General features: G+C 35.7%; 13 protein-coding genes. 8 read left to right on the top strand and 5 right to left on the bottom strand.

The window, feature by feature from the left end:
* Positions 1-124: 124 nt before the first annotated feature.
* From AC0INN_RS07035 to AC0INN_RS07005, 7 genes are all read left to right on the top strand, one after another.
* Positions 125-3,610, top strand: coding sequence for a glycosyltransferase family 117 protein (locus AC0INN_RS07035; RefSeq protein WP_306612482.1), 3,486 nt, complete (start codon positions 125-127; stop codon positions 3,608-3,610).
* 100 nt (positions 3,611-3,710) lie between these two features.
* A complete protein-coding gene (locus tag AC0INN_RS07030; RefSeq protein ID WP_273648144.1) occupies positions 3,711-5,195 on the top strand; it encodes an LTA synthase family protein in 1,485 nt (494 codons plus the stop codon).
* 61 nt (positions 5,196-5,256) lie between these two features.
* Entirely contained in the window at positions 5,257-5,787 is a 531-nt protein-coding gene (locus AC0INN_RS07025; protein WP_273648143.1) for a DUF1697 domain-containing protein, read from the top strand.
* A 114-nt stretch (positions 5,788-5,901) separates the two neighbouring features.
* On the top strand, positions 5,902-6,711 hold the full coding sequence (gene kdsA / locus AC0INN_RS07020) for a 3-deoxy-8-phosphooctulonate synthase (protein ID WP_306612480.1): 810 nt from the start codon (positions 5,902-5,904) through the stop codon (positions 6,709-6,711).
* 44 nt (positions 6,712-6,755) lie between these two features.
* Positions 6,756-8,987, top strand: coding sequence for a TonB-dependent receptor plug domain-containing protein (locus tag AC0INN_RS07015; protein WP_306612478.1), 2,232 nt, complete (start codon positions 6,756-6,758; stop codon positions 8,985-8,987).
* A 170-nt stretch (positions 8,988-9,157) separates the two neighbouring features.
* Positions 9,158-9,535 carry an HYC_CC_PP family protein gene (locus tag AC0INN_RS07010; protein ID WP_306612476.1) on the top strand — a complete coding sequence of 126 codons (378 nt, stop codon included), beginning with the start codon at positions 9,158-9,160 and terminating at the stop codon, positions 9,533-9,535.
* 112 nt (positions 9,536-9,647) lie between these two features.
* Positions 9,648-10,121: a DUF3347 domain-containing protein gene (locus AC0INN_RS07005; protein ID WP_306612474.1), complete on the top strand. Its 474-nt coding sequence runs from the start codon at positions 9,648-9,650 to the stop codon at positions 10,119-10,121.
* A gap of 126 nt (positions 10,122-10,247) precedes the next feature.
* Here the strand turns inward: AC0INN_RS07005 and AC0INN_RS07000 are convergent, their stop codons facing one another.
* From AC0INN_RS07000 to AC0INN_RS06980, 5 genes are all read right to left on the bottom strand, one after another.
* A complete protein-coding gene (locus AC0INN_RS07000) occupies positions 10,248-11,366 on the bottom strand; it encodes an FAD-dependent monooxygenase (RefSeq protein ID WP_306612472.1) in 1,119 nt (372 codons plus the stop codon).
* A gap of 18 nt (positions 11,367-11,384) precedes the next feature.
* On the bottom strand, positions 11,385-11,894 hold the full coding sequence (locus AC0INN_RS06995; protein ID WP_273648139.1) for a GNAT family N-acetyltransferase: 510 nt from the start codon (positions 11,892-11,894) through the stop codon (positions 11,385-11,387).
* 23 nt (positions 11,895-11,917) lie between these two features.
* A complete protein-coding gene (locus AC0INN_RS06990; RefSeq protein WP_273648138.1) occupies positions 11,918-12,511 on the bottom strand; it encodes a hypothetical protein in 594 nt (197 codons plus the stop codon).
* Between the two features lie 318 nt (positions 12,512-12,829).
* Positions 12,830-13,696: a sigma-70 family RNA polymerase sigma factor gene (locus AC0INN_RS06985; RefSeq protein WP_055859010.1), complete on the bottom strand. Its 867-nt coding sequence runs from the start codon at positions 13,694-13,696 to the stop codon at positions 12,830-12,832.
* Positions 13,697-13,933: 237 nt separating this feature from the next.
* The gene (locus AC0INN_RS06980; RefSeq protein ID WP_273648137.1) at positions 13,934-14,725 is read right to left on the bottom strand and encodes a S1/P1 nuclease; all 792 of its coding nucleotides are present in this window, start codon (positions 14,723-14,725) and stop codon (positions 13,934-13,936) included.
* Between the two features lie 342 nt (positions 14,726-15,067).
* Between AC0INN_RS06980 and AC0INN_RS06975 the strand changes: the two genes are divergently transcribed.
* On the top strand, positions 15,068-15,985 hold the full coding sequence (locus AC0INN_RS06975; protein WP_228457021.1) for a type VI secretion system baseplate subunit TssG: 918 nt from the start codon (positions 15,068-15,070) through the stop codon (positions 15,983-15,985).
* Positions 15,986-16,016: the final 31 nt, after the last annotated feature.

The raw sequence follows: 16,016 nt of genomic DNA, 5'->3' as shown, positions 1-16,016 counted from the left end.
TTGGATGTAATAAAATTAAGTGGTTAAATGTCTTACAGAGAATAGCTATATTATTAAAGATATCACTGGAAAATAATCCTTGACCGCTTAATAATTTGTAGGCAAAGATAAACTGATATATTATATGAAAAACTGGACTTTCAGGCAATGGAACACCGTTTTAGGATGGGTGATTTTCGTTATTGCATTTATTACTTATTTTTCAACGATAGAACATTATTTGAGTTTTTGGGACTGTGGTGAGTACATATCTTCTGCAGTAAAATTAGAAGTAACGCACGCTCCCGGGGCTGCTTTATTCCAGATTGTGGGCGCTGTAGCGGCCATTTTTGCATTAGGAAAAGGCGAAAATTATTCTATCGTAATCAATGCAATGTCTGCTACGTTCAGTGCTTTTACAATCTTATTTTTATTCTGGACCATTACGCATTTTGTAAGACGATTACTGAATAAAGATTTTGAAGAAGTAACCAAACATCAGGAAATTTCGATTCTTTTTGCCGGTGTGATAGGCGCGTTGTGTTTTACATTTTCCGATACTTTTTGGTTTTCAGCGGTTGAAGGGGAAGTGTATTCCATGGCTTCAATGTTTATTGCGCTTTTGGTATGGCTGATCACCAAATGGGAAAATGAGTATAACACTTCGGACAATGAAAGATGGATCATTCTTATTTTCTTTATCGTTGGACTTTCAGTAGGTGTACACATGATGTGTATGCTATCTCTCCCCGCAATCTGCCTGGTATACTACGCCAGAAACTATAAGTTCACGTGGAAAAATTTCATCTGGGCAAATCTGATCACGTTGGGGATTCTGATTATTGTATTTAAAATTATCTTCCCACTCATCATGACGATGTTTGGTAAACTAGAGATATTCTTCGTCAATGGTTTGGGACTTCCTTTCCATTCAGGAACAATTGCGGCTTTTATTCTTATGGTAGCAATATGCTATTTCATGATTAAATATGCGAGAAAAAGTAAAAAAAGTATTTATCAGACCGTAGCATTATCAATTGTTTATATGGTAATCGGCTTCTCATGTTGGATGGTCATTCCAATCAGAGCTAACGCAAACCCGCCAATGAACCTGAATGATCCCGATACGGCTATCGGTATGCTAGATTATTATAACAGAGCTCAATATGGAGACTGGCCGACAATTTACGGGCAAAACTATACCGCTTTCCTTGATGCCAACGGAATTGAGAAAAATGAAGACGGAAGTTTTAAAACAAAGAAAACCGGCGACATTTATGAAAAGGATGAAAAAACAGGAACCTATAGAAAAACAGGAGAGCGTTTTAACTATGTTTTCAGTAAGTCCCAGGTAAGTTTAATGCCCAGAATGTTTAACGAAGATAAAGATGTTATGGCGAACTATATTTCAATGTATGGGGCTCCTGACTTCACCTTCAATTATGGAAATGAAGATGTGGCAGATAATCCTCAGGCAAAAGAGATCTTCAATGAACTGAGAAAGAAATACGAAGATAAAACGATTACGGCAGCAGATTACCTGAAAGTAAAGCCATACGATCTTATTAATGTTCAGAAGCCTTCTCTGGCTCAGAATATGGATTACTTCATTACTTTCCAGAACGGATATTACTTTGTAAGATATCTGATGTGGAATTTTGTAGGAAGACAAAACGACAGAGAAGGACATATGGAAAGTACCAATGGAAATTGGATTTCCGGATTTTCTTTTATAGATAATGCCATGTGGGGAAATCAGGATAAGATGCCTGCTAAATTTAAAAATGAAAGCACGGTTGCCTTTTTCTTCTTACCCCTTATTTTAGGATTAATCGGATTCTTCTTCCAGCTTAACAGGGATTTTGGGAGGTTTTACGCATTGCTGTCATTGTTTATTCTCACAGGTGCCGGAATTGTTTTTTATACGGGAGTAAAACCTTTTGAGGTTAGAGAAAGAGATTATGCGATGGTGGGCTCATTCTATGCTTTTGCTATATGGATAGGTTTAGGAGCGGGTGCTATTTTATGGTTCTTACAGTCTAAAGTAAAGTCCGGTGCAGCGAATATTGTTGCGGGAGTGATTTTACTGGGTATACCTTTTATGATGGGATTCCAGAACTATAATACGCATGACCGTAGCCGTAAATCAGCAGCACACGATTATGCCTACTCATTTCTGAAGTCTTTGCCCAAAGAGGATATTATATTTCTTTATGGAGATAATGATACCTTTCCTGTTTGGGCGATTCAGGAAACCGAAAATTTCCGTGATGATGTAAAAACAGTCAACTTTACATTGCTTGCTACTCCCTGGTACTGTGATCAGGTAAAGAGAAAAACCTATAACGCCAATCCAATCCCTGGGGAACTTACGCGTGAGGATTATAAAGATGGTGTGAACGATCAGGTTTACATTATGAAAAAAGAAGACTGGCAGAATATTTTTGAAAATCTTAAAGAACATGGAGCGCCTGAAACGGAATTTCAGGCTTTTAGAAAATATCTTACCCAGGATTCCATTACTCTAAAAGAAGCAATCAGTTTCATCAAAATGAAATCTCCTGAAAAGGATGAAATTCTTAAAATGATTTTCGGAGAGGCACATTACGAGAAATACAACTTCTTACCGGTGAGTAAATTTATTTTACCTGTCAACAAGGAAAATGCTTTAAAAGCAGGGATTATCAATCCAAGTGATCTTCCAAATACTGTCAATCAGATTATGATCGATTATAAAGCGAATACTCTTTTTAAGGGAAACCTTATGATGTTCGATATTTTTGCCAATTTTGATTGGAAAAGACCGATTAACTTCTCCTCAGGTGGAATTTATGACAGTGAAAATATTTTCTATCTGGATGATTATTTACAATTTGATGGTTTCAGTTACCGATTGGTTCCTATTCATACACCACCTAGCAGCGATGGAGATATGGGAAGGGTAGACGCCAACTCTCTATACAATGTGGTTAAAAACTTCAAATGGGGTAATTTTAAAGATCTTACCAATCATTATGATGAAACTGCAACATCCAATATTATATATTACAGATCAACAGTCAGCAGAGCTGTAGGAGCTTTATCATCCGCCGGACAGAAAAATAAGGCAATTGAATTGTTAGATCTTGCCGCAAAAGAGATCCCGACGGAGAAATACAATGATCCTCGCTCTTTAAGCTCAATTGTGTACGGATATATTGTAGCTGGACAGGAACAGAAGGGATTAAAATTGGCAGAAGTTCTTAAGAAAGGAATATTTGAAGAGTATGATTACTATTTAAGCCTTAGCCCTGGTGATCAGAGATACCTGAGAAGACAAATGGGAGCTAAACCTATGGAATATTCTCTTGTGGTTTCTGCTGTAACTTCTGCATACAAAGCTATTGGGCGGAAAGATAAAGCATATGATTATCTTGTGAAGTCGATAGAGCCTATAGATAAAAAGTTCAATGTGTTCATTAAAGGCCTCCAGCAAATGGGTAAGGAAAAAGCGATGAATGAATCTGAAAATGTACAGAGAATCACTCCGTTCTATCAGTACTTATTTGATATTATGAAACCTTTTGATTCTACTTATTCCAAGGAAAAAGAACAGCAGATTACAACAGCAATCATGAAAGCTACCCAATAAAAGGCTTTCAAAACATACTTAAAACGGAACTTCGGTTCCGTTTTTTTGTTATTGTATTCATAAATTTTTAAGGTTATATTTGTGGCATTAAAGAAGCACAATGTCTGAAAGAACAACTAAACTTCCAATCTATGCTGTAATTTTTACAGTGGTTTTTAAGCTCCTTTTCTTACTGACGCACCATATTCAGGAGGATGCATTCATCACCTGGCGGGTCGCACAGAATTTAATGGATTATGGAGTAATAGGGTTTAACGGAGATACAAAAATATCGGCATCTACAACGCATCTGTATGTTTTTGTCTCCTACCTGTTCAACCTTATTTTCGGTAAAGAATACTTTATTGAACCTCTTCTTATTTTCAACTCCATATTATTTACAATAGGAAGTTTATTCTTATCTCATCTGCTTTTAAAAAATCCATGGCATAAAGCTATTTTTATTTTTCTGTTTGGAATTTTACCACCTTCAATAAAAATTTCAATTCTGGGAATGGAATATGGGCTTCTCTTCTTCCTTGAAATGGCTTTGCTGTATTATGGTTTTAAAAAGGAAAAGAAATGGGCATTTATTGTACTTCCTATCCTTATTTTATTTACAAGAATTGATACTGTTATTTTTTTAGGTAATGTATTCCTGGTCGATATATTCTGGAATAAGAAAATACGATGGAGCTACATTTTTGGTGGAATACTGGGGATTTCCTTTGCCCTGGCGTTCAACTGGTTTTATTTTGGAGAATGGGTTAACAATACCATTGTTGCTAAAAAACTACTTTATGATAAGAATTTTACATTCGGGCAGGATGTGGAATATTTTATTTCTAACTACGGAAACTTCTGGGGAATGCTCAAATTACCCGGCGATTTTAATCCGTTTACAATCGTTGTGCTGCTTTTTGAATTGGCCTGTTTTGTTTTTCTGGTCCGCCAAAGAGAAAAGAGGAATTATTTCTTATGGATGATTTTCATTTTTGGATGGGTGAAGCAACTGGTCTTTCTTTCTCAGAAAAGTTTATTCGACTGGTATTACTGGGTTCCTCAGATTTTACTTTTTGTCCCGGTCCTTATTTTTGTGCTCGAGCAAAAGGTCAAAAAAGATCTATGGCTGTTTTTATTGGTTATTATTTATATCGTTCCTATGATGATTTTCCAGACCATACATTCCATTGCAACAGGCAACGGAGAATGGAATTACAGAAGATCGATCGGAACTTCCTTAAACTTTTATGAAAAAGATAAAAATCAGTGGATCTTACTAGAACCAGCAGGATATGTACCTTATTTTTCTGGGTTGAAGACAATTGATGAAGTTGGTTTGGTGGATAAACAGATTCAGACCGAAATCAAGAAAGATAAAGCCAATTACTGGATCAACACCGTTAAAAAAAGAAAACCCAAATATCTGCTTTCTTATAATGACTTATTTAAAGGAAAAGATGCGGAATATTATAAAGCTCACTACAGATTATTGGAAGAATTCAGGATAAAAGACCATCTAAAAAGTGAGAATACAATTCTGGAAAAGATTTATCGTCTTAAACCTTCCGGGACGGATTATAATTTGTACGTTAGGATAAAGTGATAGGTAGTTGCTCTCAACTTTTGACAAACCTGTAATAATCAAACCTTAAAAAACTAAAACTATGAAATACTGTGCTTTTCTTCGAGGTGTGAATGTAAAAGGAACGAACATGAAAATGGCCGATGTTTGTAAAGTCTTTGAAAAAGCCGGAATGAAAAACGTAAGCTCTATTCTGGCTTCCGGAAATATTGTTTTTTCTTCCGATAAGAATGTGGCAGATCTTAAAAAAATTCTGGAAGCAGCAATGTCTGAACATTTTTCTTATGATGCTTTTCTTTTTATCAGGTCTGGTGCTGAAATTGAAAACTTCTGGAACGGAAATCCCTTTGAAAAAAACGAAGATTTTCATAGCTATACTTTTATAGGAAATGAAGGTGTAGAAGCTATTTTAATGAAAGAATTTGAATTGTCTTCCAAAGCTGAAAATGAGAAGGGTGAGATTATCAATGATATTTTTTACTGGCAGGTTCCTAAGGGGAATACATTAGACTCCAGCTTCGGGAAAATTCTGGGAAAGAAAAGTATGAAAGACCAGTTTACCAGTAGAAATATTAATACTTTTGAGAAAATTCTTAAGAAGATGGAGTCTTAATATTATTAATGTTTTGGAAAAAGACCTTGAAATTCCAGTAATATTAAGGCTTTAAATAATTTCGGATTCTGAAACATTATAAGTATTTTTACTGAACTTTTTAATTATAATAAAATGATTCAGTATTTAGATAATATCCATCACAAAGATTCAAAAAACTTTTTTCTTACAGCAGGACCTTGTATCATCGAAGGCGAAGACATGGCATTGAGGATTGCTGAAAAAGTAATAGAAATTACCAACAAATATAATATACCATATATTTTTAAAGGAAGCTTCAAGAAAGCCAACAGAAGTAGAGTAGATTCCTTTACTACGATCGGGGAAGAAAAGTCTCTTGAAATTCTAAAAAAAGTTGGGGAAACTTTTAATATTCCTACAACAACAGATATTCATGAAAATGAGCATGCAGCTTTGGCTGCCCAGTATGTAGATGTTTTACAGATTCCCGCATTTTTAGTCCGTCAGACGGATCTTTTGGTGGCAGCAGCGAAAACCGGAAAATGTGTGACCCTGAAAAAAGGACAGTTCCTGTCTCCGGAATCTATGAAATTCGCTGTTCAGAAAATAACAGATTCCGATAATCAGAAAGTAGCAATTATTGAAAGAGGAAATTCTTTCGGCTATACAGACCTTATCGTTGACTACAGAGGGATTCCTACTATGAGGCAATATGCCCCTGTTATTCTGGATGTTACCCATTCTTTACAACAGCCTAATCAGAATTCAGGAGTTACTGGAGGAAGACCAGACCTGATTGAAACAATTGCAAAAGCTGGAATTGCAGTAGGGGCGGATGGACTTTTCATAGAAACACATCCTACACCGGAAACGGCGTTATCTGATGGAGCTAATATGTTAAGGCTGGATTTATTAGAAGATTTGTTACAAAAATTAACAAGAATTAAAGAATCGATTTTGTAATTGTTAAAAAATACTTAATTTTAGAAATTCTTAAAACATTTCTTTTGAAAAAACTAGTTTTACCGCTGAGCCTTATGGTTCCCATGTTAGTGTTCTCTCAGACAAAAAAGAAGGATACTGCAAAATACAGAGATATTGAGGAAGTTGTGTTCCAGAAAAAAGTCGTTGGTAAAACCAGTGATCTCAGTACTGTAAAAATCTCAGCCAAAGATGCTAAGAATGTTGCAAGTATTTCGGGAGGAATAGAAGGAATTCTGAAAACCTTACCTTCCGTAAACTCCAATACAGAGCTTTCTTCACAATATATGGTTCGTGGTGGAAACTATGATGAAAACCTTATCTATATTAATGATATTGAAATCTACAGGCCCTTTTTGATCAGAAACTCTCAACAGGAAGGGTTAAGTATCATCAATCCCGATATGGTTTCAACAGTTAATTTTTCTGCAGGAGGTTTTGAACCCCGATATGGAGATAAGATGTCCTCTGCACTGAATATTTATTACCGGGAACCTGAGAAATTTGAACTTTCCGGGGAAGCAAGTTTGATCGGAGGCAGACTAACGACCGGTTTGGCTTCAAAAAATAAAAAGCTGACTGCTTTATTTTCCGGCCGGTACAGAAATACCAATCTAGTTCTGAATACCTTGAAAGAAGATACCAATTTTAATCCTACCTATTGGGATTTTCAATCGTATATCAATTATCATTTCAATCCTAAGCTTAGTCTTTCATTTGTAGGATATTATTCCAAGAATGATTATGAAATGATTCCTAAAGAAAGGAGTGTGGATTTCGGAACGCTTCAGAGACCTCTTAATCTTACTGTTTTTTATGCAGGAAAAGAAAATGACCAGTATAAAAACATGATGGGAACACTTTCGATGAATTTCAAACCATCGGAAAAGTGGAGATTTACATTAGACGCTTTTGCCTATCAAAACAGGGAGCGAGAATATTATTCTATTCAATCCCAATATATATTACAAACATTTGATCCGATCACCGGAGCACCTATAACGACCTATGATACTGGAGGACAGATAGACCATGCAAGGAATGATCTTTTCGTAAGAACCTACGGAGCCCAGTTCAGAGGACGTTTTTCTCCGAATGTGAATACTGATATCGAAGTAGGGTTTAAATATGAAAAAGAAAACCTCAAGGATCTTACCAATGAATGGAAATTAATTGACTCTGCCGGCTACAGTATCCCAAGACCTATAGATGATCCAAGATTCGGAACACCGGGAGATCTTAAATTATTATACAGGATAGCAGGGCAGAACGCTATTGAGCCGACACGGTTATCAGCCTATGCACAGTATTCCCAGAAATTTTATTGGGGAACCAATAAGGTTTTCATCAACGCCGGAGCAAGGGTTGCTCATTGGAGCTTTAATAATGAAACCATTTTCTCGCCCCGCGTTCAGTTTGCTGTAAAACCTGACTGGGATACGGATATGTTATTCAGGCTTTCGGGAGGGATATACTATCAGGCACCTTTTTACAAAGAGATTAAGGACCTGGACGGGAATTTCAATAACACCATCAAATCCCAGCGTTCCATACAGCTGATTCTGGCAAATGATTATGAGTTCCAGATGTATGATCGTCCGTTTAAATTAACTACAGAAGCCTATTATAAAAAGATGGATGATCTTATTCCATACTACATGGATAATGTAAGGATCCGTTATTCAGGGAAAAATAATGCTTCCGGATATGCCTATGGACTTGATGCCAGGTTATTCGGAGAATTTGTTCCCGGAATTGATTCATGGCTGTCTGCAAGTTATGCGAGGGTGTATGAAAATATCGATGGGAGAGGGAATATTCCCCGACCTACCGATCAGAGGTTAAGATTTGCGATGTTCTATCAGGATTATATGCCTCAATTTCCTTCAATGAGAGTGAATCTTACTCTAACCTATGCAATGGGATTACCGACAGGATCGCCGATCATATTGGATCAGAACGGTGCACCGGACGTGAATGCCCCGTATAAATATCAGAGTACCTTACCATCTTATAAAAGAGTGGATATAGGACTATCCAAAGTATTCATTGATTCAAAAGATAAAAAACAGACATATGGTTTCTGGGGCAATTTTGAGGAGCTTACTTTAGGAGTACAGGTATTCAATGCATTTAATATCCGGAATACGGTAGCCAATCAATGGATTACCGACGCGAATACTAATCTGATGTATCCGGTACCGGTACGTCTGACCGGAAGATTTTTCAATGTAAAACTTGAATTTAAGCTTAAATAAGATTTTCACTGAGATGACCGTCTGATCATTAAAAACGGTTAATCTGAAATAGATAACATATAAAAAAGCTTCTGAAGATTTCAGAAGCTTTTTATTTCCCGAATTTTATAACAACGTTACATAATTTTATAACAACAAAATCAAAGATATTTTTACCTTTGCTTCAACATATGAAAAAGATTCTGGCCATAGTGTTTTCTATTTTCTACTTCGGATTTTCTTCCGGAGCTGTTTTTAGGGTGCATTATTGCATGGAAGAATTGGTTTCTGTAAGCCGGAAAACCGACGACATATGCTCTAAATGTGGTGTTAAGTCCAAAAAGGACTGCTGCAAGACAGAAATTAAGGTTTTAAAAGTTGATGAGTCACAAAAGTCAGATTTTCTGAAAATCAAATTACTGAAAGCGATTCCAAGGCTTCAAAGTGACGAAACTTTTTATGCAGACCGATCTTTTTCAGCTGAAAAATTTTCTCAAACCATTGTCAATCCACCACCTGATAGGAGATCAGTTCCTATTTTTATTGAACATTGTAATTTCAGAATTTAAAATTTAATCTTTCGTCCAATGGTTTTTATTGGATGAACAAAGATGATTATCACCATCTGTGATATTCCAGGACCTTATTAATAATAAAATTTTCAATTCTAAATTTAAAACAATGAAAAAGTATATCATTACAGCAGTACTTTCTATATTCTCAGTACTGTCTTTATCTGCACAGTCACAATCCAACCCTCAGGTTTCAAAATTATACCAGGATTATATTTTTATTAAAACAGCTTTAACAACGGACGATGCTGATAAAACATCAAAAGCCGCTGCAGAATTCGTTAAGACAGCTGCTGCAATAGATCCTAAAGTTATTTCATCGACTCATTTGTCTGCTCTGAAAAAGAATGCCGGTACTATTTCCGGAACCAAAAGTATAGATACCCAAAGAGAGGCCTTTCTGAATCTTTCAAAAGATATGATCGCGCTGACAAAGCAGTTCAAACTATCCGGAAAACCTGTTTTTGTAATGTATTGTCCTATGGCTGACGGAAGCTGGCTAAGTAATGAAAAGCAGGTTGTAAATCCTTACTACGGAAGTAAAATGCTTTCATGTGGGAGTGTAAAGTCGGAAATTAAATAAAGACCTTAACTGTCTTTAAGATAATTGATTGTATAGTTTTATTTAAAGTGTAATTTAATTAAAGCTATACATTTTTTTTATTCTGTTTACTGACTTAGCGGAAGAAGATTGTTGACTCTATAATGGTTATAGCTCCAGATATACCAGTTTTTCAATCAGTTTTTTATTGGTACTTTCAGGGATTTGCCTCATTAAAAAGTTCCTGAATCCTGTGCCATATTTCCACAGAGATATTTTTCCAATCATCCGGCTGGTATTGACAACATAGTCTACTTTTTTTCTCCTTATTTTTTGAAAATTTTCGAAGACCCGGTTAAAATCTTTATTCTCTACGAGCAATTTTCCGATGATATAAGCATCTTCTATGGCCTGGCATGCACCCTGCCCCATATTAGGAGTTGTTGCGTGCGCGGCATCACCTATCAGGCATAAATTGTCAGAATACCATTCAGGTATGGGAGAGAGGTCTGTAATATCATTTAAAATGATATCCCCGGGAGAAGTTGCTTGTAGGATTTTTGTTACCAATGGATTGAAATCACTGAAAACAGAACAGAGATCAATATCTGGTTTAAAGCTTTTATCACTTATTACGGCATACCAATATACTTTTGTAGCTGACATCTTTACAAAACCGAAACGTTTACCTTTTCCCCACATTTCCAGAGCTTCATGATGGTACTCTTCCGGGAGATCGTAGTTAACGATGCCCCGCCAGCACTTTTGTCCTGTATTTCTGATGGTTCCTGTTTTTAAGATCTGATTCCTAACTTTGGATTTTATTCCATCCGCTCCAAAAACAACCATGCTTTCTACGGCTGTTCTGTTTTCAAAGTGTAACGTATAGTTATCATTTTTTTCTATACTTTGTAGATTATGACTTAGCTGAATGTTTTCGAAACCTATGTTTTCAGCAAGGATTTTTTGCAGCTCCGCCCTATGAATGGCTACATTGGAGACATTCAACTTTCTTTCAAGATCTGAACTATGTGTTCTTGAAATAGATCGAAATGAACCGTCAGTAATAGAGATCCCATGAATTTTATTCCCTGCATTTTCAACTTTTTCTTTTAGATTTAGTTGTTCAAATACCTTCATCGCATTCATGGCCATCATAATTCCTGATCCCACTGGCTTAATTTCAGGAGCTGACTCATATAATGTAACATCCAGCTGATGTTGTTTAAGGATATTGCCAAGGGTGAGACCTCCGATTCCGGCTCCGATAATTGAAATTGAATTCATATCAGCTTGATTATCTGCTTACAGGGTTAAAATATAATTTTCGGAAACTTTTCTAAAACCATATTTTTCAAAAAAATGATGAGCTCCTTTATTATCAATACCACTTTCCAAAAGGAGAAAGCTGATATTCCACTTACCGGATTCTTCGATCGCACTTTCCAGGAGGGTACTTCCGATAGATTGCCCGCGGTAAGACTGATCTAAGAGCATGTCTTCTAGCACTGCATAATTTTTAAAACCACTGTAAATCACATTAAAAACCAGCATCCCAATGATTTCTTTTTCAGCGTTTTCTGCAATTAAAATCCTGACCGTTGATGCAGAAGGACTTCCAGCATTAAAATCACTGTTAAACTGCTCTGTCAGAATGGATTCAAGATCAGCACTCCATTCTTCCGAACTTTCTGCTCTTCCTGAAATTATTTCTCCATGTGAAATGTATGACTTTGTTTTATGGGTAATAAAAAAGTCAACAAGTTCTTTAATCCGGCTTTTATCAGTAAGCCATTGAGTGGTATATTGCATCATTTGGATTTTTATTGTATTCTGAATTATTTCAGGTTTTTCAGCTCCTTTAATAGCGTATTTTGCTTATTAATGAATATGTTCAGTTGGTCTGTTTTCAGAGGATGAGCCTGCTGGTATTTTTCAATTTCAGGAAGTGTCTTTCTGATCTTAAAAGCGGTGTAAAGATCATTCATTTTCTTTTCATTGACATCGATCTGACTAATAAGATCCTTTATGTTTTTGACTTTTAAAGAATATTGATCAGAGCTTGCTTTGATAGATTTGGTTATTTCATTTTTCAGAATGGAATCGCTTATTGCATCAGTATGGTACTGAGCATCATGGTAGTATGATTCAGATTTGTCAAGGACTTCTTTATACTTAAAAATAACTTGAATGGCTTCCCTGTTTGCATCGCTTATTTTATCATCCAGTACTTTCAGATTGTTGTCATTCTTAATCAATTCAGAGTAAATCTGGTCGATCATATCACCACCCCGACCACTTTTAAAAGATCCTGAAACAGAAGATTCTGCATGATCCACTAAATTATCTGCAATAGGTGCATTCTCCGAATTATTTTCTTTGCAGGAGATTAGTAAGGCAACAAGGGATATGATGTAAAGTATTTTTTTCATGTGTTGTTTTTTTCAGTTGATATTTGTTGACTACAGAATTTTTCCGAAGATCTGATTATTTAATTTGATTAGTTGAATATATTTTTTGTATTGTTACAAACATTGAATTTATAAAATGGAATTGATATCAAAGCCTTTATTTTTAAAATTTATGAAAATTATAAAGTCCGGATTTAAAATTCCGCAGTTGAAGTAGCCTTTTATCCTGAGGCTTTCGCCGGCTTTTGATTGAGAGTAAAAAAAATCTCGATCATAAATACAAAGATAAAAAAAGCGGAGTCTGAAAATCAAACTCCGCTGCTAATTGTTTAGGCTAAATTATTTACCCAGGTAAGATTTTAAAATCTTACTTCTTGTATTATGTTTTAGTCTCTTGATCGCCTTTTCTTTGATCTGACGAACTCTTTCTCTCGTCAGGTCAAAAGTCTCACCAATTTCTTCTAAAGTCATTGGATGTTTTCCGTTTAATCCGAAGTATAATCTTACAAGATCCGCTTCTCTTGGAGTTAAAGTGTTCAATGCTCTTTCAATTTCAATTTGAAGAGATTCAAGCATTAAATCTTTATCCGGGCTTGGAGATTCTCCGGAACGCAATACATCGTAAAGATTAGAATCTTCACCTTCTACTAAAGGTGCATCCATAGACAGGTGTCTACCGGAGTTTTTCATAGATTCTTTAATATCCTCTTCGCTCATATCAAGAACTTCAGCCAATTCTTCCGGAGAAGGTGGTCTTTCATTTTCCTGTTCAAGGTGAGCGTATGCTTTATTGATTTTGTTAATTGAGCCAATCTTGTTTAGTGGCAATCTTACAATCCTTGACTGTTCTGCCAAAGCCTGTAAAATTGATTGACGAATCCACCAAACTGCGTAAGAGATAAATTTGAAACCTCTGGTCTCATCATATCTTTTTGCAGCTTTCATTAATCCTAAATTACCTTCATTGATCAAATCGGGTAAAGAAAGTCCCTGGTTTTGGTATTGTTTAGATACAGAAACTACGAAACGAAGGTTGGCTTTGATTAATTTCTCCAGTGCGGCTCTGTCACCTGCACGTATTTTTTGTGCCAAATCTACTTCTTCGTCTGCAGTAATCAATTCTACCTTACCAATTTCCTGCAAATACTTGTCTAATGAAGCAGTTTCCCTGTTGGTTACCTGCTTAGTAATTTTTAACTGTCTCATTTATTTTATCCTCAAACTAGAGTTACTATATATTATACGCTTGAAGAGGTCAAAAGGTTACACCAGTTTTAATTTTTTTTAAACATAAACTGAATTTTGCGCAAACAAAAAGGCGAAACCGAAGTTTCGCCCTATCTTTTTAATCGTTGAAATTTTTAGAATCACACTTTAGAGGTTAGATGTTGAACAAAAATATAACTCAACATACCACCCTGAGTTCTATCACGATCAATCTTATTAAAACAGGTCGTTCAACAATTTGGCCAGTCTTAAACCTCCGTAAAGAAGTTGCCTTTCCAGAGTATCGTTAAACTTATACTGGTAGTCAAATGATAATTTGGATCCATCCGGTGTTTGCGCATATATTTTATTGGCAATTTTATGCGAATCGTACAACCAGTCTTCCAATGTCCCGTACTGAATTTGCTTCACTTCATCTTTTGATTTGATATCCAGTAATCTTGAATATTCCGTGTAGCTGTATTTTTGGGAATCAACCAATTTTCCGTCCCAGACAGAGTGCAGGTTGGTTTTTTCTCCGAAATAAGTAACATTAATCTTGTTGCCTCCCAGATCTTCCGCTCTTCCTACGTGTAAAGGCTGTGCTAAATCTCCCATAATATGGATCAGGAAAATCAATGCAATTTTTCTATCTTTCTCAGGGGTTTTTTCATCTTTTACCTGTGCAGATAACGTATTTACCTGAGAATAAAGGCTTGGTCCCGCCTGTGCTTTTAAATTTTGCTCAAAGGTTTTAAAATCAGTCTGCGGATCAATATTTACATAATGCCATGCTGAAGCCTGCTTCCATACCCCTGTTGTATCCGATTTAATAAAGTCCGGCCAGTTAGCCCAATAGGCCAGGCGTTCCTTGCCCATAATTTTTCTGATTTCTCTTCTTGCCTTTCCGGAAAGATGATTCTCTGCGATTTCTGCAATAATTCTGTGTCCCGTTAATCCCCACGCAAATGAATAAAGAGAAGAGGAAATGAATGCTAAAATTAAAATTTTAGAATAAATACTTTTCATTGTAAATAACATTTTCAATCTGCAAAGATAACTTAGCTTTTGGTAATAAGGCGTAAAAAAGTGAATTTCTTATTATTATAATAAGGTTAATAAAATTTAATCATATTCATGGATTAAACCATGTTCCAATTAACAGGTAGCTACGTATTCTTTTATTTTATATTTTTTATCCGGAACCCGCTTTGATTATACAAAATTTTTATATTTTTACTGCTGTTATCGATAGTATTGTCGTAGAAATATAAAAATTGAATAATATTTTTTTTTTCATTGCGATGAGATATATTATCTTTACAGGCCATAATCACAGGAAACACTATGTATGAGAATAATATTGTAGATATGCATTACAATAAGCTGCAGACAGATTTTAAAGCAGAGTCTGTAGCCGTTAATCTTTTGAAATATCACAGGAGTGTAAGCAATATTTTCATTGATCGTATAGGCATCAATGACAGGGCTTATCTTAAAGATATCAAAAGTATTTCAAGTAATTATCTGGGATTTGATGAAGAAGTATTTACGATAGAAACTTACAGGGAAGGGATATACGACTATCTTCCGGAAGGTTTGTTTCATCCCCCTTCATTAAGTACCTCAAGAAAGAATGTAGAAAGTGTTGTTAAGGAGATCCGCAAACAAAAAAGGATTGAGGAAGACGCGCGCAAATTTTTTCGTCCATTTGAATTAGAAATCTTTTTTACCGAAATCAGTGCTCTGTCTAAGGAGTTTGACTTTGATGTATCAAGCGATACCGATACACTGCTTGAAACGATCAGTGAGCTGTGGCCTATTGTAAGACATCTGGATACAAAGAATGCCTATATTTTTATGCATATTTTACCTTTTTTCCATAACATCCGTGGAGATAAAAGGTGGTTTGAAAGATGCCTGACTGCCTTCCTTCAGGTACCGGTAGAAGTTACCTTCACTCCTAATGTTATTGAGGATATAGAGGAAAATGACGACTCTATGCTTTTAGGAAATTCCCGATTGGGAGTTACTTATATTCCCAGTGGCAGGCATATGGACGGACAGCGTAACTGGGTTGTGAATATAGGACCCATTCCGTACGAAAAAATGAAAATGTATATTCCCGGAAATCCATTCAGAAAAGTTCTCCAGGCGTTATACGATTATTTTCTCCCTGTAACGGTAGATGTAGTGGAAAATTTTATCACCGAAAAACAGGAATATTCATTTAAGCTGGAAGATGATGAAAGAAATGCAAACCGCCTTGGATACTCTACATTTCTGTAAAATAATTTAGCTATATTTACAAGCACCAATA

The sequence above is a fragment of the Chryseobacterium subflavum genome (genome assembly GCF_055762745.1).
Note: the sequence above shows the minus strand (reverse complement) of the source record. Positions and strands in the feature narration are given on the sequence as shown.